At 45.7% G+C, this 19,853-nt stretch carries 22 protein-coding genes; 11 read left to right on the forward strand and 11 right to left on the reverse strand.

Annotated elements, in window-relative coordinates; all coding sequences use genetic code 11:
• Positions 1–56 precede the first annotated feature (56 nt).
• The 7 genes from IBX48_RS07285 to pcnB all read right to left on the reverse strand — a co-directional run bounded on the left by IBX48_RS07285 (position 57) and on the right by pcnB (position 5,173).
• The gene (locus tag IBX48_RS07285; protein ID WP_296832460.1) at positions 57–782 is read right to left on the reverse strand and encodes a flagellar motor protein MotB; all 726 of its coding nucleotides are present in this window, start codon (positions 780–782) and stop codon (positions 57–59) included.
• Positions 775–1,362: a MotA/TolQ/ExbB proton channel family protein gene (locus IBX48_RS07290; RefSeq protein ID WP_296832463.1), complete on the reverse strand. Its 588-nt coding sequence runs from the start codon at positions 1,360–1,362 to the stop codon at positions 775–777. The genes IBX48_RS07285 and IBX48_RS07290 overlap by 8 nt, the downstream gene beginning before the upstream one ends.
• Complete coding sequence (locus IBX48_RS07295; protein WP_296832465.1) at positions 1,344–1,544, reverse strand: hypothetical protein; 201 nt, start codon at positions 1,542–1,544, stop codon at positions 1,344–1,346. The genes IBX48_RS07290 and IBX48_RS07295 overlap by 19 nt, the downstream gene beginning before the upstream one ends.
• 65 nt (positions 1,545–1,609) lie before the next feature.
• A complete protein-coding gene (gene panC / locus IBX48_RS07300) occupies positions 1,610–2,467 on the reverse strand; it encodes a pantoate--beta-alanine ligase (RefSeq protein ID WP_296832468.1) in 858 nt (285 codons plus the stop codon).
• Positions 2,464–3,261, reverse strand: coding sequence for a 3-methyl-2-oxobutanoate hydroxymethyltransferase (gene panB / locus IBX48_RS07305; protein WP_296832471.1), 798 nt, complete (start codon positions 3,259–3,261; stop codon positions 2,464–2,466). The genes panC and panB overlap by 4 nt, the downstream gene beginning before the upstream one ends.
• 9 nt (positions 3,262–3,270) lie before the next feature.
• Entirely contained in the window at positions 3,271–3,789 is a 519-nt protein-coding gene (gene folK / locus IBX48_RS07310; RefSeq protein WP_296832474.1) for a 2-amino-4-hydroxy-6-hydroxymethyldihydropteridine diphosphokinase, read from the reverse strand.
• The gene (gene pcnB / locus IBX48_RS07315) at positions 3,782–5,173 is read right to left on the reverse strand and encodes a polynucleotide adenylyltransferase PcnB (protein ID WP_296832477.1); all 1,392 of its coding nucleotides are present in this window, start codon (positions 5,171–5,173) and stop codon (positions 3,782–3,784) included. The genes folK and pcnB overlap by 8 nt, the downstream gene beginning before the upstream one ends.
• Positions 5,174–5,313: 140 nt before the next feature.
• Here pcnB and IBX48_RS07320 point away from each other — a divergent pair, with 140 nt between their 5' ends.
• Positions 5,314–5,730: a SufE family protein gene (locus IBX48_RS07320; protein ID WP_296832480.1), complete on the forward strand. Its 417-nt coding sequence runs from the start codon at positions 5,314–5,316 to the stop codon at positions 5,728–5,730.
• 100 nt (positions 5,731–5,830) lie between these two features.
• Here IBX48_RS07320 and htpX read toward each other — a convergent pair whose 3' ends face one another.
• The 4 genes from htpX to gatC all read right to left on the reverse strand — a co-directional run bounded on the left by htpX (position 5,831) and on the right by gatC (position 10,038).
• Positions 5,831–6,730 carry a protease HtpX gene (htpX, locus tag IBX48_RS07325; RefSeq protein ID WP_296832483.1) on the reverse strand — a complete coding sequence of 300 codons (900 nt, stop codon included), beginning with the start codon at positions 6,728–6,730 and terminating at the stop codon, positions 5,831–5,833.
• Between the two features lie 121 nt (positions 6,731–6,851).
• Positions 6,852–8,276, reverse strand: a complete 1,425-nt coding sequence (gene gatB, locus IBX48_RS07330; RefSeq protein WP_296832486.1) for an Asp-tRNA(Asn)/Glu-tRNA(Gln) amidotransferase subunit GatB — start codon at positions 8,274–8,276, stop codon at positions 6,852–6,854.
• A complete protein-coding gene (gene gatA / locus IBX48_RS07335) occupies positions 8,273–9,742 on the reverse strand; it encodes an Asp-tRNA(Asn)/Glu-tRNA(Gln) amidotransferase subunit GatA (protein WP_296832488.1) in 1,470 nt (489 codons plus the stop codon). The genes gatB and gatA overlap by 4 nt, the downstream gene beginning before the upstream one ends.
• Before the next feature lie 8 nt (positions 9,743–9,750).
• Positions 9,751–10,038: an Asp-tRNA(Asn)/Glu-tRNA(Gln) amidotransferase subunit GatC gene (gene gatC / locus IBX48_RS07340; RefSeq protein ID WP_296832493.1), complete on the reverse strand. Its 288-nt coding sequence runs from the start codon at positions 10,036–10,038 to the stop codon at positions 9,751–9,753.
• Between the two features lie 315 nt (positions 10,039–10,353).
• Between gatC and IBX48_RS07345 the strand changes: the two genes are divergently transcribed.
• From IBX48_RS07345 to lipA, 10 genes are all read left to right on the forward strand, one after another.
• Positions 10,354–11,394: a rod shape-determining protein gene (locus IBX48_RS07345; protein ID WP_296832496.1), complete on the forward strand. Its 1,041-nt coding sequence runs from the start codon at positions 10,354–10,356 to the stop codon at positions 11,392–11,394.
• Positions 11,395–11,503: 109 nt separating this feature from the next.
• The gene (gene mreC, locus IBX48_RS07350; protein ID WP_296832499.1) at positions 11,504–12,265 is read left to right on the forward strand and encodes a rod shape-determining protein MreC; all 762 of its coding nucleotides are present in this window, start codon (positions 11,504–11,506) and stop codon (positions 12,263–12,265) included.
• Positions 12,255–12,758 (forward strand): rod shape-determining protein MreD, encoded by a 504-nt coding sequence (gene mreD / locus IBX48_RS07355; protein ID WP_296832504.1) that lies wholly within the window; start codon positions 12,255–12,257, stop codon positions 12,756–12,758. The genes mreC and mreD overlap by 11 nt, the downstream gene beginning before the upstream one ends.
• A gap of 9 nt (positions 12,759–12,767) precedes the next feature.
• A complete protein-coding gene (gene mrdA, locus IBX48_RS07360) occupies positions 12,768–14,594 on the forward strand; it encodes a penicillin-binding protein 2 (RefSeq protein ID WP_296832506.1) in 1,827 nt (608 codons plus the stop codon).
• A gap of 2 nt (positions 14,595–14,596) precedes the next feature.
• The gene (gene rodA, locus IBX48_RS07365; RefSeq protein WP_296832508.1) at positions 14,597–15,727 is read left to right on the forward strand and encodes a rod shape-determining protein RodA; all 1,131 of its coding nucleotides are present in this window, start codon (positions 14,597–14,599) and stop codon (positions 15,725–15,727) included.
• A 95-nt stretch (positions 15,728–15,822) separates the two neighbouring features.
• Positions 15,823–16,992: a D-alanyl-D-alanine carboxypeptidase family protein gene (locus IBX48_RS07370; protein ID WP_296832510.1), complete on the forward strand. Its 1,170-nt coding sequence runs from the start codon at positions 15,823–15,825 to the stop codon at positions 16,990–16,992.
• A gap of 6 nt (positions 16,993–16,998) precedes the next feature.
• A complete protein-coding gene (locus tag IBX48_RS07375; protein WP_296832512.1) occupies positions 16,999–17,865 on the forward strand; it encodes a D-amino acid aminotransferase in 867 nt (288 codons plus the stop codon).
• 4 nt (positions 17,866–17,869) lie between these two features.
• Positions 17,870–18,151, forward strand: coding sequence for a DUF493 domain-containing protein (locus tag IBX48_RS07380; protein ID WP_296832514.1), 282 nt, complete (start codon positions 17,870–17,872; stop codon positions 18,149–18,151).
• A gap of 19 nt (positions 18,152–18,170) precedes the next feature.
• Complete coding sequence (gene lipB / locus IBX48_RS07385; RefSeq protein ID WP_296832517.1) at positions 18,171–18,836, forward strand: lipoyl(octanoyl) transferase LipB; 666 nt, start codon at positions 18,171–18,173, stop codon at positions 18,834–18,836.
• A gap of 23 nt (positions 18,837–18,859) precedes the next feature.
• Positions 18,860–19,852: a lipoyl synthase gene (gene lipA / locus IBX48_RS07390; protein ID WP_296832520.1), complete on the forward strand. Its 993-nt coding sequence runs from the start codon at positions 18,860–18,862 to the stop codon at positions 19,850–19,852.
• Position 19,853 lies beyond the last annotated feature (1 nt).

Here is a 19,853-nt window from a genome sequence, read left to right on the forward strand (position 1 = left end):
TCTGAAAAACTTGGCGTTGCCAGAATGAATCAGGGGTTAATCGAGGTGCCCATTTATTAGTTTGGCTGACTAGACTCACTGACTTCTAGCGGTTCAATTAAGATTTCAACTCGCCGGTTCATGGCATAATCCGTCAAATCATCGCCTTTTGCAATCGGCTGGGTATCGGCCAAACCAATGGCCATCGCCTGCTGTGGCTGGATCACACCATCACGAATAAATTGCTCAATCACCGCGGCCGCACGCGCACCTGATAGCTCCCAGTTAGACCTAAAACGGCCACCTATAATCGGTAACCGATCACTGTGCCCCACTACTTTAACCTGAACATTACCGCGCAATAAATTAGAAAACTTACGCAACATCGTCACAAAGCGCGGTTGCAAATCAGCACGGCCTAAGTCAAACGCAACTAACTCGGGAAACACCAATTGTATCCGCTGTTTGTCTGGATCAAATGACATCTGTAGCTGCTGCTGATCAACCTCTTCACTGTAGGTATCTTTCAACATTTCGTAGATTTCTAACAAACTGCTGATAGGTTGATTATCCGAGCCCATATCAAAAATAGGCGGTGCAATAGGCCGAAAATACGATTCTTGAACCAATGAAAGCTCGGCTGACTGGGTAAGAGTTTCGGTTAATGAGCGTACTATCTGTTCATAACGATGTTGATCGACTCTCGAGACGGTATAGAGTAGGACAAAAAATGCCAATAATAGCGTAGCCATGTCAGCATAAGTTATCAACCAGGGCATTTTTTGACGAAATTTTCTAGACATTTTCGACCTTTTTGGATGAGCCCACCTCCAAATATGAATGCAACAAATCACGCATAATCGCTGGATTAACGCCGTTTGCTATGCAATTTACCGCATCAATCATCATATGCTGTCTGTAAGACTCATCATGCGCCCACGACTCGATCTTATCCGCCATCGGCAAGGCAAACAAGTTTGCAATTAATGCACCATACAAGGTGGTTAACAACGCCAAGGCCATAGCAGGCCCAATGGTTTCTGGGTCACTTAAATAAGCCAACATTTGAATTAACCCGACCAAGGTACCAATCATACCGAAAGCTGGAGCCGCCTCACCAATGGCGCGAAACACACCCGAACTGGTATCCGCCACCTCATTAAATAAACTATTCTTTTCTTTGAGTGTTTTTTGTACCAAGTCGGCATCATAGCCATCGACTAACATCCGCACGCCATCTTGGTAAAACACATTATCAATCGACTTATTCTCTAAGGCGAGCATGCCACCCTTGCGTGACAAACGAATTAAATCCTCTGTTAAATCAATTAACTCGGAAAGATCTCGCGTCTCGCTCCTGAGCTTCACGGCTTGGAATGACACGCCGACCGCAACAAAGCTCTATCGGCCATCGAAAAGCGAATCATAGTCGCCGCCAACGTACCGCCGACCACAATCATTAAGCCAGGGATATTAACAAAAAGATAAATAGATGAGCCGGCCGACATCGCCATCGTAATGATGATGATGCCGGCCAATAAACCGATTAGGGTCGAAAAACTCATTGTATGCGCACCCTCTGAGAAGTTAGGTGTTAGAACCATGCCCAGCATTGTGTCTGGATTATGGCTTAGCTCAAATCAAGTTCTATGTTATCTAACAAACGCGTAGAACCCAAGCACGCCGCCGCTAATATCGTTATTTTATCTTGCGGTTGTGTCAGTTTTTGTAGACTGACTGGATCAACCAGCGCCACATAATCCACCTGGTCAAAGCCATGTCTAAGCAGATTTTGTATAGCCTCCTGTTCTAAATAGGCAAAATCGACCCTACCTGCACTTGTCACATCATGGGCAATTTTCTGCAGCTCTAAGTATAACCCAGGGGCAATTTTACGTTGTTTTTCATTTAAGAACTGATTACGCGAACTTAAAGCCAATCCATCAGAATCTCGTTTTATCGGTGCTTTAATCAATTCGATTGGCCAGTTTAAATCGGCCACCATTTGTTGCAACACACACCACTGCTGATAATCTTTTTGACCGAATACCGCTAGATCCGGCTGCACCAAATTAAATAGTTTTGCCACCACCGTGGCCACCCCATCAAAATGCCCTGGGCGGCTGGCGCCTTCCCAGAGTTGCGTTAAACTTGGCGCGGCTAATAACTGTGTCTGAGCTTGGTTTGAACCATACATTTCATTTACGCTGGGTACAAACAACGCATCACAATTAACCGAGTTTAATTTAGCGACATCCTCCGCTAGCGTTCGAGGATAACGTTCAAAATCCTCTCCCTCTCCAAACTGCAAAGGATTAACAAATACACTGCTTATTACCCGTTCGGCCTGTTGAGAAGCGCGTTCAATCAAGCTCAAATGCCCTGCGTGCAAGTTGCCCATGGTGGGCACAAAACCCACTCGTAAACCGGCTTGTTTCCAGGCTGCAACTTGGTGACGCAAAGCTTGAATGCTTGACAATTCGATCATGCTTTCATCTCATGCACTGAAGCCGGAAAACGACGATTGCGCACAGCATCTGCATAACTTGTCATTGCCTGGTTAATGCTGTTTGCACCCTGCAAAAAATTATGGCTAAAACTGGGGGTGTGGCCTGGCGTTAAACCCAAAATATCGTAAACAACCAACACCTGCCCATCGGTATTAACCCCCGCACCAATGCCGATGACCGGAATTTTTAAGGCTTTGCTGACTCGTTCTGCTAAGGCAGATGGCACACACTCTAACACCAGCATATCGACCCCAGCTTCTTGCAATGCTAAGGCTTCATCAAGCAAACGCTGCGCCTCGGCTTCATCGCGACCCTGAACACGGTAGCCTTTCTTCAAAACCGACTGCGGCAGCAAACCTAAATGGCCACAAACCGGAATCCCTAGCTGGGTTAAGGTTTCAACAAACGCCAAAACTCGTGTACCGCCTTCAAGCTTCACCATGTCCGCGCCGCCTTCTTTAATTAAGCGCGCACTGCTCTGCAAAACTTGTTCAAGACTTGCATCCGACATAAATGGTAAATCGGCAATGCACCAGGCCTGCTGTTGATTACCTCGCTGCACGAGTTTAGTGTGGTAAACCATCTCATCTAAGGTGACCGATAAAGTATTGTGATGACCTTGCACCACCATACCCAACGAATCACCAACTAATAAGACATCCACCTCCGCCTTAGCCGCACAATGTGCAAAGGCGGCATCATAAGCCGTCAAACACACAATGGGTTGTGACTGTTTTTTTAAACTTTGAAAGTAAACCAAGTTGCGTTTCATGTTTTGCCTTTATTTAGTGTCCAATTGAGTCTCAGCCGAGGATTGGTTAAGGATAAACGACTGATCTAAATTAGCGATTAATTCTGTAAGTTTACCCAAGTTCGGTAAGTCATCTTCCGGCCAAACTTGGGCGAGTGGAATCAGCACAAAATCGCGCTGCGTCATGCATGGGTGTGGAACCACCAGGCCTGGTTGTTCGATCAGCTGGTTAGCATAAAGTAAAATATCTAAATCAATCAAACGCTCACCCCAGTGACGTTGTTTAATGCGACCTTGATCTTGTTCAATTGTCTGCAAAGCCGCCAATAATGCGGCGGGCGTTAAGCAAGTTTCACACACACACACCGCATTCACAAAGTCGGGCTGGTCTTGTGGCCCTTGAGGTTTAGAAAGCCATAAATCGGATAAAACAACATGCCGAATCGAATCCAGCGCTTGTAGATTTTGCACCGCGGTTTTAATTTGCTCAGCCGGATTGTCTAAATTACTCCCCAGCCCAATCGCGACTCGAAACCAAGGCTTATTCACGGCTGTCGGTGTCTCGCTTGCGACGATAAATGTTACGCCCTGAACGACGTTTTTTAGGTGTGCGTTCGGGCCTTTTTAATTCATTAGCAAACGCGATTTGTTCAATCGCGTCTTTTTCTTGATACTCCGTCCACCAATTAAAGATTTCGGCCAACTCTAACTCGCCAGACGCTAATCGTATACCAATAAAATCGTAAGCTGCACGAAACCGCGGATGCGCGCGCAGCTGAGCCGCTCTGGCGCCAAAACGTTTAGGCAATCTAAATTGCAAACTCCATATATCGCGAATTTGAGCTGTAAAACGTTTAGGGATCGAAGTGCGGCGAATCTGCTGCTCTAATACATCATTCGCTGCGGCAAACATCGCATCTTGTGGTGACATGCCCGAATCTAAATGCGCCTGACGACGTAACATCATTGGCTCCCACAAAAACGCGGCAAACAAAAATGCCGGATTAACCGGTTTATCCTCTTGAATGCGTTTATCGGTACTCTTAAGCGACTCGATGACCAGCTGACGAGGAAAATGCTCGACATCGGTTCCCAGCATGGCATCCGTTAATGGGAACAAATGCTTGAACAAGTCATAATGACGCAACTTTTCAAACACTTCGATACCCACGCCACTATGGAAGAGTTTTAACACCTCTTCAAACATACGTGCATGCGATACGTCTTCGAGCAATGGTCCCAATTCAAATAAAGGTTTTTCAGTTTTGGGTTCAATCGCAAACCCGAGCTTAGCGGCAAAACGTATCGCTCGAATCATCCGAACTGGGTCTTCTCTATAACGTGTTTGGGGATCGCCAATTAAACGTAATTGACCGGCTTTAATATCGGCCATTCCGCCAACATGATCCACAATACTGAAATCTTTAATATCGTAATAAAGCGCATTGACTGTAAAATCACGACGCCAAACATCTTCTTCCAAGGTGCCATAAACATTATCACGCAATACGCGACCGGCGGAATCGACTTGTCGATCGTTCCCCTGATCATCACCACCACGGAAAGTCGCCACTTCAACTATCTGACGACCATAACGCACATGTGCTAAACGAAACCGGCGCCCGATTAACTGACACTTGTGTTTAAAAATTGATTTAATTTCTTCCGGAGAGGCATTGGTGACCACGTCAAAATCTTTAGGCTCTAAACCCAATAACAAATCACGCACCCCACCACCGACTAAATAAGCATCGTAACCGGCGCGCTTTAAGCCATACAAAACATCCAAAGCGCTTTTATCAATAGCTTGTCGGGATACTTTATGATCATTACGAGAAATTCGATTTTGGGTCGGATGACCGGCGGTTTGACCTGGCGGATTGGGGGCTTTACTCAAAAAGCGACGGAGTTTTCGAAAAATTCTCTGCATCATTAGTAGCATATTCAATTAGGGTTATAAAACGCCATTTTAGCAAGAGTTAGCCTGAATGTTTGGTTAAAAGTTGAGTTCGTTGTGCAAGCCGGCCAATATCCGTTAAAATTAAGCTTATAAATCCAAAAAAGGAACCCGAAGTGCCGACTAATATTGATGAAATCCAAGCCGATCTAATTAAGCGCCTTAACTATTTTGACAATTGGAAAGATCGCTATAAATACATTATCGACATGGGCAAACAATTAGAGCCTATGCCTGAAGAGTACCAAACCGAAGCGAATCGAATTCACGGTTGCCAGTCACAAGTCTGGATTCACATAGAAGAACGCGATGGCCGCCTTTATATGCAAGCCACCAGCGATGCCGCCATAGTCGCTGGCTTAATTGCGGTTTTACTTCGTGTCTATTCTGGGCGAACGCCAGATGAAATTATCAATATGCCGTTAGATTTCTTGTCCCAAACCGGCTTATTGCAGCACTTGTCACCTAATCGCTCAACCGGACTGTATCACATGATCAAACGTATTCAGGCTGAAGCTCAAGCGCAGGTTTAAAACTTTTTGCCCCTAATAAAAAAAGCCCGCTTTAAAATATTAAAGCGGGCTTAGTCTAAAAGCACCAGGCCTGGCACCTTTGTTGTTACTTAATTGAAAATTAAGCGATTTTAAGCTCTTCTTGACGTGTCGCCTCTAACGCGGCGATCCGATCTTCTAGCGGCGGGTGCGACATAAATAATGCACCAAACTTGCTAGGACGATCCGAGATACCAAACGCCGCCAATTGGTCTGGCAATTCACCAGGCTGCATCGAACTTAAACGACGCAAGGCGGCAATCATATTCTCTTTACCGGCCAAATAAGCGCCACCATTGTCGGCATGAAACTCACGACGGCGTGAGAACCACATCGTAATGACACTTGCCAAAATACCGAAGATAATTTCGAAAATGAATGAAGCCACAAAATAGCCAATGCCATGACCTTGTTCATTTTTAAGAATAATACGATCCACGAAATGCCCAGCTACACGAGCAAAGAAAATAACAAAGGTGTTCACCACACCCTGCAATAATGACATCGTAATCATGTCGCCATTGGCAATATGGGCCACTTCGTGAGCCAATACGGCTTCCACCTCATTGCGTGCCATATGGCGTAACAAACCAGAAGAAACCGCCACAAGCGCTTTGTTTTTATTCATCCCAGTTGCAAACGCATTTGGATCTGGTGCGTTATAAACCGCGACTTCTGGATGCCCAATCCCCGCTTTATCAGCAAAACGATGAACCGTCTCAACCAACCATTTTTCATCCGCCGTAGTTGGGTTTTCGATCACCTTTGCACCCGTCATTCTTTTTGCCATAAATTTCGACAAAGCCAAAGACACGAATGAACCCGCAAAACCGAATACGGCGGCAAATATCAATAGATTACCTAAATCTAAATCGACCCCGTTTGCTTGCAGGGTTGAACCCACACCCAGTAAACTGAGAACAATCGAAGCCACAGCAATGACCGCGATGTTCGTTAACAAAAATAAACCGATACGTTTCATGGATTGTTTTCCTCCTGTTTAAAACGTGATTGATAACTCAAAGTCAAAACCTTGGTCTAATATAAAGGTTTTTTATGGGCTTTCAAGGCCCAATTTTACGACTGTAATATTTTTTCTTTTTTTAGCTCAGCTTGGACTTTAACAACTCATTGACCTGAGCCGGGTTCGCCTGGCCTTTTGATAACTTCATGACTTGACCCACAAAGAAACCAAACAGCTTTTCCTGACCATTTTTATAAGCCTCAACTTGGCCGGCATTGGCCGCTAAGACATCATCCACAATTTTTTCAATCGCACCGCTATCGGTAATTTGTTTTAGGCCGTGTTTTTCAATTACTTCATCCGCTGAGCCTTCGCCCTGCCACATCGCATCAAACACCTGCTTGGCAATTTTGCCCGAAATGGTGTTATCCATAATGCGTTTCACCAAGTCACTCAAGGCTTCGGCTTTCACCGGCGAATCGGCAATCGATAAACCATCTCTATTTAGGGCTTTTGATAAATCGCCGGTGATCCAGTTGGCGCTCAATTTTGAGTCCGCGCCCTGCTTAACCATGCCTTCAAAGTAAGCCGCCGTGGCACGTGACGCGGTCAACTGATTCGCATCATAGTCCGACAAAGCATACTGCTCAATAAAACGTGCACGCATTTGCGCTGGTAATTCAGGCAAGGTTTGGCGTACCGCATCAATATCTTCTTGGGTGATCATCACCGGCAGTAAATCTGGATCGGGGAAGTAGCGATAATCATTGGCTTCTTCTTTTGCCCGCATACTGCGGGTTTCATCACGATCCGCATCATATAAACGCGTTTCTTGCACAATCTTGCCGCCACTTTCTAACACATCAATATGGCGATCCAGTTCATACGCAATCGCTTTATCAATAAAACGGAAGGAGTTAATGTTTTTCAATTCGGTACGTGTACCAAGAGGTTCGCCTGGTTTGCGAATTGAAATATTCACATCCACACGGAACGACCCTTCCTGCATATTGCCATCACAAATACCAATAAATTGAACCAACTCATGAATCGCTTTGGCGTAAGCAATCGCTTCATCAGCCGAACGCATATCTGGCTCAGATACGATTTCCAATAAAGGTGTACCTGACCGGTTTAAGTCAATACCCGTCATGCCATGAAAATCTTCATGTAAGGATTTACCGGCATCTTCTTCTAAGTGTGCACGAGTAATACCTATGCGTTTGGTTTCACCATTTACTTCAATATCAATCGCACCCGTTGACACCACTGGCAATTCAAACTGAGAAATCTGATAACCTTTGGGTGAATCTGGGTAAAAATAATTTTTACGTGCAAACACCGATTTTTTGGGCAATTCAGCGCCGACCGCCAAACCAAATGCAATCGCCATTTCAACTGTTTTTTTGTTCAAAACCGGCAACACACCCGGCAAAGCCAAGTCGACTCCACAAGCCTGCGTATTAGGTTCTGCACCATAAGCGGTTGAAGCGCCTGAAAAAATCTTTGACTGTGTCGCCAGCTGCGCATGGATTTCTAGACCAATTACTGTTTCCCAACTCATGCTTGTCTCCCGCCTTCAATCCATTCTGGGGTTTGTTTATGCCAATCCGTCACTTGCTGATATTGATGTGCGACATTTAAAAGCTTAGCTTCACTAAAATAAGGGCCAACCAAGTGCAAACCAACCGGACGCTGATTGACAAAACCAGCCGGTACCGACATCGCCGGCAAGCCAGCCAAGTTAACCGGAATCGTGAATAAATCGGCTAAATACATGCTAACCGGATCGTCCGTTTTTTCGCCTAAGTTAAACGCAGGGGTGGGCGCAACTGGGCCTAAAATCACATCACAAGACTCAAATGCCTTGATAAAGTCATCACGCACTAAACGACGTACTTTTTGAGCCTTCAAATAATAAGCATCGTAATAACCCGCCGACAGCGCATAAGCGCCGACCATAATTCGGCGTTTAACCTCAGCGCCAAACCCTTCGGCACGTGAACGTGTATATAAGTCATTTAGATCTTTAGGGTTTTCACAGCGATAGCCATAACGCACACCATCAAAACGCGACAAGTTAGATGAGGCTTCAGCTGGCGCTAACACGTAATAAGCCGACACCGCTAAATGCTGGTTTGGCAAATGCACTTCAACCAATTCAGCGCCTAACTTTTCCAGTTCTGCCATCGCTTGCTTAATCACAACCGCTACGTCTGGGTCTAGACCTTCACCAAAATATTCAGCCGGTACACCAATGCGTAAACCTTTGACTGAGTCGTTTAAACCCGCCGTATAATCGACTTTATCCATTTTTAGGCTAGTTGAGTCGCGCTCATCAAACCCAACCATCGCATTTAATAACCAAGCGTTGTCTTCTGCGCTGCGCGCCATTGGGCCACCCTGGTCAAAACTAGACGCATAGGAAATCATGCCAAACCGAGAAATTGCACCATAAGTTGGCTTGATGCCGCTAATACCACAAAACGCAGCTGGTTGACGAATGGAACCGCCCGTATCGGTGCCGGTTGCAAAAGGCACCAGGCCTGCGGCTACCGCCGCCGCAGATCCACCGGATGAACCACCTGGAACAGCTTGACGATTCCAAGGATTTTTAGTCGCACCATAAAAACTGGATTCAGTAGACGAGCCCATCGCAAACTCATCCATGTTGGTTTTACCTAAAATGGGCATATCCAAGGCTTTTAATTGGCTCACCACATGTGCATCATAAGGCGCGACAAAGTTATCCAACATTTTAGAGCCGCAACTGGTCTTCACCCCATCCGTACAAAAGATGTCTTTATGCGCCATCGGGATACCGGTTAATGGGTGCGCATTACCGGCCGCTAATTTAACATCCGCCGCTTCAGCCATTTGCAACGCCAGCTCAGGCGTAACTGTGACAAAACTATTAATTTCGCCATCTAATGTCTGAATTCGATCTAAAAAATAACGCGTGAGTTCTACACTGCTGACTTTTTTACTCTGCAGCAGAGTACTTAGTTGTTTTATTGATAAGTTATGCATGTCGTTAATCACTCAATTACCTGGGGAACAAGATAGAGTCCCTTTTGTGTAGACGGGGCGATAGCTTGGTATTTTTCGCGCAGATTGATTTCTGTTACTAAATCATCACGTAAGCGCTGGGTTTGATCCAATGGATGCGCCATAGGCTCAATGCCGCCTGTATCGGCTTTTTCCAACTGTGCGAATACATCCAAAATATTGGATAATTTCTTACTCACTAACTCAAACTCAGCTGGCTCGACTGCAATCGCCGCCAGCTGGGCAATTTTCTTAACTTCAGAGACTTGCAAAGACACCGTCTACTCCTCAAATTGATGCGTACTATTTGACAGGTTTGTGTCGCGAAAGGGATCAAATCATTGGCTAAAAAAACAAATAACCCGTTCATATTGACTCAATCGCAAAAGCATTATAAGTTACCACAGATGCACGATTCGCACAAAATTTGACGTCGATAGAAACCCTAGTTTCCTCTCTAAAAACGGACACTTTGCACAAAAACGCTAAAAGCCGGGGAGTTTTGTGTCATTTGACATGTAAATTATAAAAAATCCGTTTTTATTTGGTATAAAATACCAGCACTATTTTTGAACCCTTCTTAGGATAAATCCATGTTTCGAAAAATTCTCGGCCTCTTCTCAAATGATCTTTCTATTGACCTTGGCACGGCCAACACCTTAATTTACGCGCGCGGCCAGGGTATTCTTTTGAATGAACCTTCTGTGGTAGCCATTCGTGATAACGGTCGTGGAAACCGAAGTATTGTTGCGGTCGGGAATGAAGCGAAAAAAATGCTTGGACGTACGCCAGGTAATATTCAAGCCATTCGCCCTCTCAAGGATGGTGTCATTGCCGACTTCCACGTCACCGAAAAAATGCTGCAAGCTTTTATTCGTAAAGTACACGAAGCTAAATTCTTTCAACCTAGCCCACGCGTGTTAGTTTGTGTGCCTTGTGGTTCAACCCAAGTAGAACGCCGCGCGATTCGTGAATCCGCCGCTGGTGCCGGTGCTCGCCAAGTCTTCTTAATCGAAGAACCGATGGCCGCCGCGATTGGCGCTGGCATGCCAGTTAGTGAGGCCAGTGGTTCGATGGTAGTCGACATTGGTGGTGGCACAACTGAAGTCGCGACCCTGTCACTCAACGGTATTGTTTATTCAGATTCCGTAAAAGTAGGTGGTGACCGTTTTGATGATGCCATCATTAAGTTTGTGCGTCGTAACTACGGCATGTTGATTGGTGAAGCCAGTGCTGAAAAAATCAAACATGAAATCGGTACCGCTTATTACGAGCCAGAACCAAAAACCATTGAAGTACGTGGCCGCAACTTGGCCGAAGGTGTACCAAGAAGTTTTGTTTTAAACAGCAATGAAATCCTAGAAGCCTTGCAAGAGCCTTTATCGGCCATTGTTGGCGCGGTTCGCAGTGCACTTGAGCGCACACCCCCAGAATTGGGAGCGGACGTCGCAGAACACGGTATCGTATTGACTGGCGGCGGATCATTACTTCGCAACCTGAGCACACGTTTAAGTGAGGAAACTGGTGTACCCGTCATTGTTGCTGACGACCCTCTGACCTGTGTCGCGCGAGGCGGTGGTCGTGCATTAGAATTAATGGACGAAAAAGGTATGGACGTATTCTCGCACGACTAATCTTGTGCCATGAACTTAAGCTAGGAGCCTTCCCATTAGCCTCAACGCCACACCGCCTCAGCAAGATGGATTCCACTTTGTCACGGTGTTCATCTTAAGCATTTTCTTAATGGCCTCTGACTACTACGGTCAATACATGGGGTCATTCCGTAACGTCATCACCACCACACTCGAACCGTTTGAAAGAGCCGCCGACCTGCCAATACAACTCCATCACTGGTACATGCAGGGCGTAACCGATATAGCGTTGCTGGAAAGTGAGTTATTACAGGTTAAAACAGAAAACTTAATGCTTAAAGTTCGACTGCAACGCTTAGACAGCACCGAACTTGAACTAGACCGTTTACAACGTTTACTAGGGACAACGGGCCGAATGACAACCCAGTCTTTACGCGTCGCGAGCGTGCTTTACTACAGTTCAAGTCCTATTTCTCAATACTTAACCATTAACAAAGGTAGCATGGATGGTGTAAAAACTAACCAAGCCATCATTGATGCTTATGGCGTATTGGGTCAAGTAATCAGTCTAACCCCCGTCAGTAGCCGGGTACTACTGATTACGGACCCAGATCACCAATTACCTGTACGCGTTCAACGCACCGGCCAGCGCGGCATATTAACGGGCTTGGGCCACGACAGACTCAACCTTGACTTCGTACCACTGTCGAGCCGTGTTGAAGTAGGCGACATACTTGTAACCTCTGGGCTAGGAGGGGTGTTCCCTCCAGGTTATCCAGCGGCCGAAGTCACCAGCGTAATCCAGAACCCAGGCATGAGCTATTTAACCATTAAGGCCAAACCTTTGAGTGATATTAACAGCAGTTACGAAGTCCTGGTTTTATCCAACTCTCGAGACAACAATGAGCGATAAGTATCAAGAAATCGAACTCCACCAAGTTCGCTGGCTAGTCATCAGCAGCTACTTGGTGGGCATCATTTTTAATGTTTTTTCTCTTAGAGAGAACCTGCTCATTATCCTGCCACCACTGGGTTTATTACTGGTGTTATTCTGGAGTGTTCAACTTCTTCGCAATACGCACCTCATCACGGCCTTTCTGATTGGCTTGTTATACGACGGTCTTTATCAAACATTACTGGGAAGCCACTCATTATTGTTTGTTTTAATGACATTTATCATGCTACGCATGCGTTTACGATTCCGCAGTTATCGCTTGTGGCAACAAGGTGTCGTTATTGGTTTTTATATGCTGTTCTATCAACTCATGCATCACTTTTTCTTTTCACCAGCGCTAACAGAACAAACCGCCCTGCTTTATTGGTTAATGCCGGTTTTTAGCGCATTTATCTGGCCAGGCCTGGTGCTATTGATGCGTGGATTATCTAATCGTATCTCGACGCTTTAGACAGCTAAAATGAATAATTTGAATAATCTTCAATTTGATGAAACCCAGTCTCGCATCCGACAAAAAGCCTTGTTCTCAAATCGCTTGCTGTTCGCTGTGTTTATTATCTTTGTCGTGTTTTGTCTTTTTATGGCTCGAATGGTTTTTCTGCAATGGTTTAACCATGAAGCCTATTTAGGCCTATCAGAAGGTAATAGAATATCGGTTGAACCGATCGCTCCCGAACGCGGCAAAATATATGATCGAAACGGCGTTATCTTAGTAGATAACCAGCCAGTTTATTCCTTATCTTTTATGCGTGAACTAGTCTACGACCTTGACTACACTTTAAACACCATCCAAGAATTACTGCCTGAAATACGCCCTGAAACACTTGAGCAGTTTAAAAAACGTTTACTACGCACACCACGACACCGCGCTCTTATCCTGCCCTATACGCTTGATGAATCGGAAGCGGCGCGTTTTGCTGTTAACAGCTATCGTTTTCCCGGCATCACCCTAAATGCTCGTCTAAAACGGGTGTATACGCAAAACCAATCGGCCGTGCATCTTTTGGGTTATGTTGGTCGCATCAGCCAGCAAGACAACTTAACGATTGACCGAAGTCGCTACCGAGGCACCGAAAGTATTGGTAAAACAGGGATTGAACACTTCTACGAAGATAAACTTCAAGGCTACCCAGGCCTGCAACGTATCGAAACGAATGCACAAGGTCGCACCATTAGAAGTTTAGAAACCATCCCCCCCATATCCGGGCAAGACTTGACCTTAACGATTGATATTCGACTGCAACGCTACCTAGAGGATCTATTTGATGATCGTCGTGGAGCGGCGGTTGCGATCAACCCAGAAAATGGCGAAATATTAGCCTTTGTCAGCAGCCCAATGTTTGACCCCAATATGTTCGTTGATGGAATCAGTCACACCAACTATAACGCACTGCTTCATAACCGTAACAAACCCCTTATTAACCGCGCCTCACGCGGCCAATACCCACCGGGCTCGACCACCAAGCCATTTATCGGACTTGGCGCTTTGGAAGCGGGCTTTACAGGCATGGATGACACCATTTTTGATCCAGGTTATTTTGATTTTCAAGAACGCCGCTACCGCAACTGGCGGCGTGACGGTCACGGTGTGACCAATTTACAGCGTTCTATCGTCGAATCTGTCGATACCTACTTCTATAAAATGAGCTTAGATATGGGGATTGACTCGATTCATGACATCCTTGCACCATTTGGTTTTGGCGCACAAACTGGGATAGATATTCCAGGTGAAGCCACCGGTATATTGCCATCTCAGCAATGGAAAATGGCGACTTACGGCAAAGCCTGGTTCCGTGGTGAAACGATTATTTCTTCTATCGGACAAGGCTTCAACTTAACTACCCCTCTTCAACTGGCCAAGGCCACCTCAATACTGGCTAACCGTGGCCGCATCATTCGGCCACACACCTTAAAAGGTCAAGCACTGGAGTCACCTGAACAAATCCCGATCAAAAACCGCGAACACTGGGAATACATTATTGATGCCATGATTGATACCGTTCACACGCCACGCGGCACAGCTTGGGGCGCGGGTCGTCACATTAAAGACTATAAAATCGCAGGCAAAACCGGAACCGCCCAAGTTTTCAGTCTAAACGACGGTGAATACAATGAAGAAGAACTAGATAAACGCTTACACGATCATGCTTTATTTGTTGGATTTGCTCCGGCTACACGCCCTAAAATTGCGATCAGCGTGGTTGTCGAAAATGCGGGGGGCGGCGGACGCGTGGCGGCACCCATCGCCATTCAAGCTATGAACCACTATCTTAAAGAGTTAGAATAAATATGATCCGCTCACTCATCTCCCCCTCTGATTCGCTGTATGTCTCACCAAAAAGCTGGTTGCAAAAACTACATGTGGATGGTTGGTTATTACTAGGCTTAATATTACTTCTATCAACCAGCTTACTTACCGTTTACAGTGCTTCTGGCGGCGACTTACAAACCACTCAACAACATGGCTTTCGTATTTTATTCGCCTTAGGACTGATGTTAGCCGTAGCGCAAGTCTCGCCGTCCAACCTTGCCTTGATCACGCCTTGGGCTTTTTTAGCTGGGCTATTAATGTTGCTGGCCGTTCTCGTTTTTGGGGATATGGGTAAAGGTGCCCAACGTTGGTTAGACCTTGGCATTGTGCGCTTTCAACCTTCCGAATTGATGAAGTTAGCCCTACCCATGATGGTAGCCTGGTTATTTGCTTATTGCGATTTCCCAGCCCCTGCCAGTCGATTCATAATAGGCTTAACTATTATCGCCATTACCGCGGGTTTAATTGTGATTCAACCCGACCTCGGTACCTCCATTTTAATTGCCATGAGCGGATTATTCGTGATATTTTTTGCTGGCCTGCCCTGGAAAATCATTATAGGTGCGCTAACCGCCATTGCGATCAGTATGCCTGTAGCCTGGAACTTTATGCACGCCTATCAAAAGCAGCGTGTATTAACCTTTATGAACCCAGAATCCGATCCACTTGGCAGTGGATACCATATTATCCAATCTAAAATAGCGATCGGTTCAGGCGGCATAGAAGGTAAAGGCTTTATGGGCAGCACCCAAGCCCATCTCGAATTTTTACCGGAAAGTACCACCGACTTTATCTTCTCAGTATTTGCTGAAGAATTTGGATTGATTGGTGTTGTAATACTTTTAAGCTTATATAGCTTTGTGTTAATCCGCGGTTTAATGATCGCCTATTTTGCCCAAGACAACTTCAGTCGACTCTTAGCAGGCAGCTTTACCATGACCTTATTTATCTACATCACGGTTAATATCGGGATGGTCAGCGGTCTTTTACCCGTTGTGGGTTTGCCACTGCCTTTAATTAGTTACGGCGGCAGCTCAATGGTGACCTTGATGATCAGTTTCGGCATTTTAATGTCAATCCACACCCATAAAAAAATGTTGACGGATTAAAGTCGAATTCCTATACAAAGGTTTTGATTTGCAAGCTTTTGTGATAAATTAAGCTGATTCTTTAACTTAATAATTTAATGGCAAATATACCCTCTATGAAAGCTTCGTTTTACAAACTATTTTTTGTTTTGCTTGCGGTGAGCATAAGTGCTACTAGTGTCCGTGCCAACACCCCTTTTGTATCTCCGGTACCCCCTTCAGTCGCTGGAACCGCGCACTTTGTGATTGATTATCACAGTGATGCAATCATCAGTGAAAAAGATGCCGACATGCAAATTGAACCGGCGAGCTTAACTAAAATCATGACCGGTTATGTGGTCTTTAACGAACTTAAGTTAGGTCGCATCCAAATGGATGACATGGTGACGATTAGCAAAAAAGCTTGGCGCATGCCGGGTTCAAGAATGTTCATTGAAGTCGGCAAGCAAGTTTCGGTTGAAGATTTAATAAAAGGCATGGTGATCCAATCCGGCAACGATGCCAGCGTCGCTTTGGCTGAACACATTGCACGCACAGAAGAAAACTTTGCCGACATTATGAACCAGTATGCTGAACAACTGGGCATGACCAACACTAACTTTCTAAATGCAACCGGCCTACCCAATCCAGCTCATTTAACCACCGCACGTGATTTAAGCATCTTAACTAAAGCCTTAATTCGCGATTTCCCAGACTTCTATGATTGGTACTCTGAGAAGCGTTTTACCTTTAATGGCATTACGCAATACAACCGTAACCGCTTGCTATGGCAAGACCCAACGGTAGATGGCTTAAAAACAGGCCATACCGAATCAGCCGGTTATTGCTTAGTATCATCGGCGAAACGCAATGACATGCGAATAATTGTGATTGTAGTCGGCACCGACAGTGCCACCCAGCGTGTTTCGGAAAGTCAAAAATTACTCAACTATGCTTTCCGTTTTTTCGAAACCCATAAGTTATTTGAGGCTTCACAACGCCTAGTTGACGCTCGTATTTGGGGCGGCGAACGTGACACCTTAGGGGTGGGCTTGGCGGACGAATTATTTGTCACGGTGCCACGCGGTCAATACCAGAACTTAAAAGTTGAAACTTCGCTTCCTCCTCAAGTCAACGCGCCGATACAACAGAGTGACAATATTGGTCAATTAGTGATTAACTTGAACGGTCAAGTTCTACTTGAGAAGCCTTTGATTGCTTTATCTGAAATTGAAGAAGGTTCATTTTTCAAGAAACTATTTGACCGTGTTAAATTATTTTTTCAAAACTTATTCGGATGGCTCTAATCTGATATGAACTCACAAATCGTCTATTTAGATGGCGAGTTTATGCCGATGGATGAAGCCCGCGTATCCCCAATGGATCGCGGGTTTTTATTTGGTGACGGCGTATATGAAGTCATCCCAGTATATCAACGCCAAGTGTTTGAATGGCCGGCGCATTTAGCACGCTTAAAGTACTCTTTGAATGCCACCTCTATCACCAATCCATTGAGCGACCAGGCCTGGTTGGAGATGATTGAGCAGTTAATAAAACGTCATGAATGGGCCGATCAATTCATTTATTTGCAAGTTAGTCGTGGCGTGCAAATCCCACGTGATCATTTGCCGGCAGCCGATTTAACGCCTACCGTCTATGCGTACACTAACCCACTTAAACCCGTAGCGAATCACATCATTCAACACGGCATCAAAGTAATTAGCCTAGAAGATATTCGCTGGTTACGCTGTGATATTAAGGCCTTAACACTCTTGCCTAACGTTATGGCTAAACTGCAAGCTCAAGCCGCCGGTGTAGATGACGTTATTCTGGTACGAGCGGATGGTACAGTTAGTGAAGGCTCGGCAAGTAATTTGTTTATGGTAAAAGACCAAACCCTGATCACCCCGCCCAACTCACACAAAATTTTACCCGGCATTACACGTTTAGTAATTGAAAAACTCGCCCAGCGTCACCATATAAGTTTAATCGAGCGGGATATTCAGCAAGACGAATTAAATTCAGCGGATGAACTTTGGTTAACCAGCTCAACCAAAGAAGCCCTGCCGATTACCCAATTGAATGGCAAAGCCGTTGGCACAGGCCAACCCGGGCCAGTTTGGCAAACTTTACGCCAACATTACCAAGCTTATAAAAACGAAATTATAAAACCAAACTAAGACTATGACTGATTTACACCACCCAGATATTGATACCTTAATCGAGTTCCCTTGCGACTTCGAACTTAAAGCGATGGGTCGCCATTGCGAAGAGTTTATCGATTTGGTCTTCAACATCACCCAAAAGCATGTGCCGGATGCAAGTCGTGAGAATTTGCGCCTTAATGAATCCAAAGGCAGCAAATTTGTGTCGGTAAAAATCAAGTTTTACGCCACTCATATTAACCAAATCCACGGCATTTACGGTGAACTAAACGAGCACCCAGACGTGCTTATGACACTGTAACAAGCACCAGGCCTGGTGGATGTTGATCGAAGTTAAAAACCTAGGATTGCAGGACTACTCAACCACCTGGCAACAGATGCAAGGCTTCACCGCTCAACGCCAAGCCGACACACCTGATCAGATTTGGATAGTTGAACATCCGCCAGTATTTACCCAAGGGCTAAATGGCCAACCTGAACATATCCAACAATCGCTAGGCGACATTCCGCTTGTATTATCGGATCGTGGCGGTCAAATTACCTACCACGCCCCCGGCCAGTTGATTGTTTACACCTTGATTGACCTGAAACGCCGCCAACTGGGCGTAAGAGCCCTGGTCAGCCTACTCGAAAACGCCTGTATTGACCTGTTAGCCTCACTGGGTATTTCGGCCGCATCCAGAAAAGACGCCCCCGGCATTTATGTGGACGGCCAAAAAATCGCGTCTTTAGGCTTAAAAATTAAACGTCAATGCAGTTATCATGGCTTGGCTTTAAATGTAAACATGGACTTAACCCCGTTTAAACGCATCACCCCTTGCGGACTAACTGGCATGCAAATGACCCAAGTCAGCCATTTTAATCCCGAACAAACGGTTCAAAGCCTAGCACCAGGCCTGGTGGAACGCATTAAACAAGCCCTATCAAATTGGCCTATAATAGCCAATCATTTAAACAACGACAAAACTCAACCCAAGTCCAATTAGACTGGGTGTACCTGGTGGTTAACATGCAGCAAATACAAGAAATATCTTTGGATCAAATTACCGGCTTAAAAGCCCGCAATGCCGCGATGAGCAAAGGCGAATACAAAACCAAATCGCTTAAACATCGCCCCGATCCAGAGCGTGAACGCCTTGCCAAACCCAGTTGGATTCGCGCCAAACTGCCTAAAGCGAAAGACATTCACCGTATCGCCGAACTCAAAAGCATCTTACGCGAACATCAACTCCATACGGTTTGCGAAGAAGCCTCCTGTCCCAATTTAGGAGAGTGTTTTGGTCACGGCACCGCTACCTTTATGATTATGGGCGACATCTGCACACGTAAATGCCCGTTTTGCGATGTGACCCACGGCCGCCCTAAACCCTTAGATGCAAACGAACCCATGCACATGGCCAAAACCATTCAGGCGATGCAACTTAAATACGTGGTAATTACCTCAGTTGACCGTGACGATTTACGCGACGGCGGTGCAAAACACTTTTTAGACTGCGTACAAGCCGTACGCACCCACGCGCCGCAAACCCAAATCGAAAGCCTAGTGCCGGATTTTCGTGGCCGTTTAAGCGTGGCGCTCGACACCCTAAGCATCGCCCCGCCGGATGTACTTAACCATAATCTAGAAACCATCCCGCGCTTATACGAACAGGCGCGTCCGGGTGCGAATTATCAGGCCTCACTTGACCTGCTGCAACGCTTTAAACAAGCCAACCCACAGGTTAAAACCAAATCCGGTTTAATGGTGGGTTTAGGCGAAAGTTTTGAAGAAATGATTCAGGTTTTAAAAGACCTGCGCGCCCACCAAGTGGACATGTTAACCGTCGGCCAATATTTGCAACCAAGCCTGCACCACTTAGCGGTTGAACGTTATTGGACGCCTGATGAGTTCAAACAACTCGAAACCCAAGCTTATGAATTGGGCTTTACACACGTGGCCTGCGGCCCGATGGTACGATCGTCATACCATGCCGATTTACAAGCGAAAGGTGAATATAAATGAT

Origin of the sequence: Thiomicrospira sp. (assembly GCF_014859555.1) — a bacterium.
Taxonomy (GTDB): Bacteria; Pseudomonadota; Gammaproteobacteria; order Thiomicrospirales; family Thiomicrospiraceae; genus Thiomicrospira.

Excerpts from the sequence above, each read along its gene's own strand:
- mrdA (WP_296832506.1), top strand. The coding sequence starts at position 12,768 with ATGAATAATTTGAATAATCTTCAATTTGATGAAACCCAGTCTCGCATC.
- IBX48_RS07285 (WP_296832460.1), bottom strand. The coding sequence starts at position 782 with ATGTCTAGAAAATTTCGTCAAAAAATGCCCTGGTTGATAACTTATGCT.
- IBX48_RS07380 (WP_296832514.1), top strand. The coding sequence starts at position 17,870 with ATGACTGATTTACACCACCCAGATATTGATACCTTAATCGAGTTCCCT.
- panC (WP_296832468.1), bottom strand. The coding sequence starts at position 2,467 with ATGATCGAATTGTCAAGCATTCAAGCTTTGCGTCACCAAGTTGCAGCC.
- panB (WP_296832471.1), bottom strand. The coding sequence starts at position 3,261 with ATGAAACGCAACTTGGTTTACTTTCAAAGTTTAAAAAAACAGTCACAA.
- IBX48_RS07295 (WP_296832465.1), bottom strand. The coding sequence starts at position 1,544 with ATGAGTTTTTCGACCCTAATCGGTTTATTGGCCGGCATCATCATCATT.
- rodA (WP_296832508.1), top strand. The coding sequence starts at position 14,597 with ATGATCCGCTCACTCATCTCCCCCTCTGATTCGCTGTATGTCTCACCA.
- lipA (WP_296832520.1), top strand. The coding sequence starts at position 18,860 with ATGCAGCAAATACAAGAAATATCTTTGGATCAAATTACCGGCTTAAAA.
- lipB (WP_296832517.1), top strand. The coding sequence starts at position 18,171 with ATGTTGATCGAAGTTAAAAACCTAGGATTGCAGGACTACTCAACCACC.
- mreC (WP_296832499.1), top strand. The coding sequence starts at position 11,504 with ATGGCCTCTGACTACTACGGTCAATACATGGGGTCATTCCGTAACGTC.
- htpX (WP_296832483.1), bottom strand. The coding sequence starts at position 6,730 with ATGAAACGTATCGGTTTATTTTTGTTAACGAACATCGCGGTCATTGCT.
- pcnB (WP_296832477.1), bottom strand. The coding sequence starts at position 5,173 with ATGATGCAGAGAATTTTTCGAAAACTCCGTCGCTTTTTGAGTAAAGCC.
- IBX48_RS07370 (WP_296832510.1), top strand. The coding sequence starts at position 15,823 with ATGAAAGCTTCGTTTTACAAACTATTTTTTGTTTTGCTTGCGGTGAGC.
- IBX48_RS07375 (WP_296832512.1), top strand. The coding sequence starts at position 16,999 with ATGAACTCACAAATCGTCTATTTAGATGGCGAGTTTATGCCGATGGAT.
- IBX48_RS07345 (WP_296832496.1), top strand. The coding sequence starts at position 10,354 with ATGTTTCGAAAAATTCTCGGCCTCTTCTCAAATGATCTTTCTATTGAC.
- gatB (WP_296832486.1), bottom strand. The coding sequence starts at position 8,276 with ATGAGTTGGGAAACAGTAATTGGTCTAGAAATCCATGCGCAGCTGGCG.
- gatA (WP_296832488.1), bottom strand. The coding sequence starts at position 9,742 with ATGCATAACTTATCAATAAAACAACTAAGTACTCTGCTGCAGAGTAAA.
- mreD (WP_296832504.1), top strand. The coding sequence starts at position 12,255 with ATGAGCGATAAGTATCAAGAAATCGAACTCCACCAAGTTCGCTGGCTA.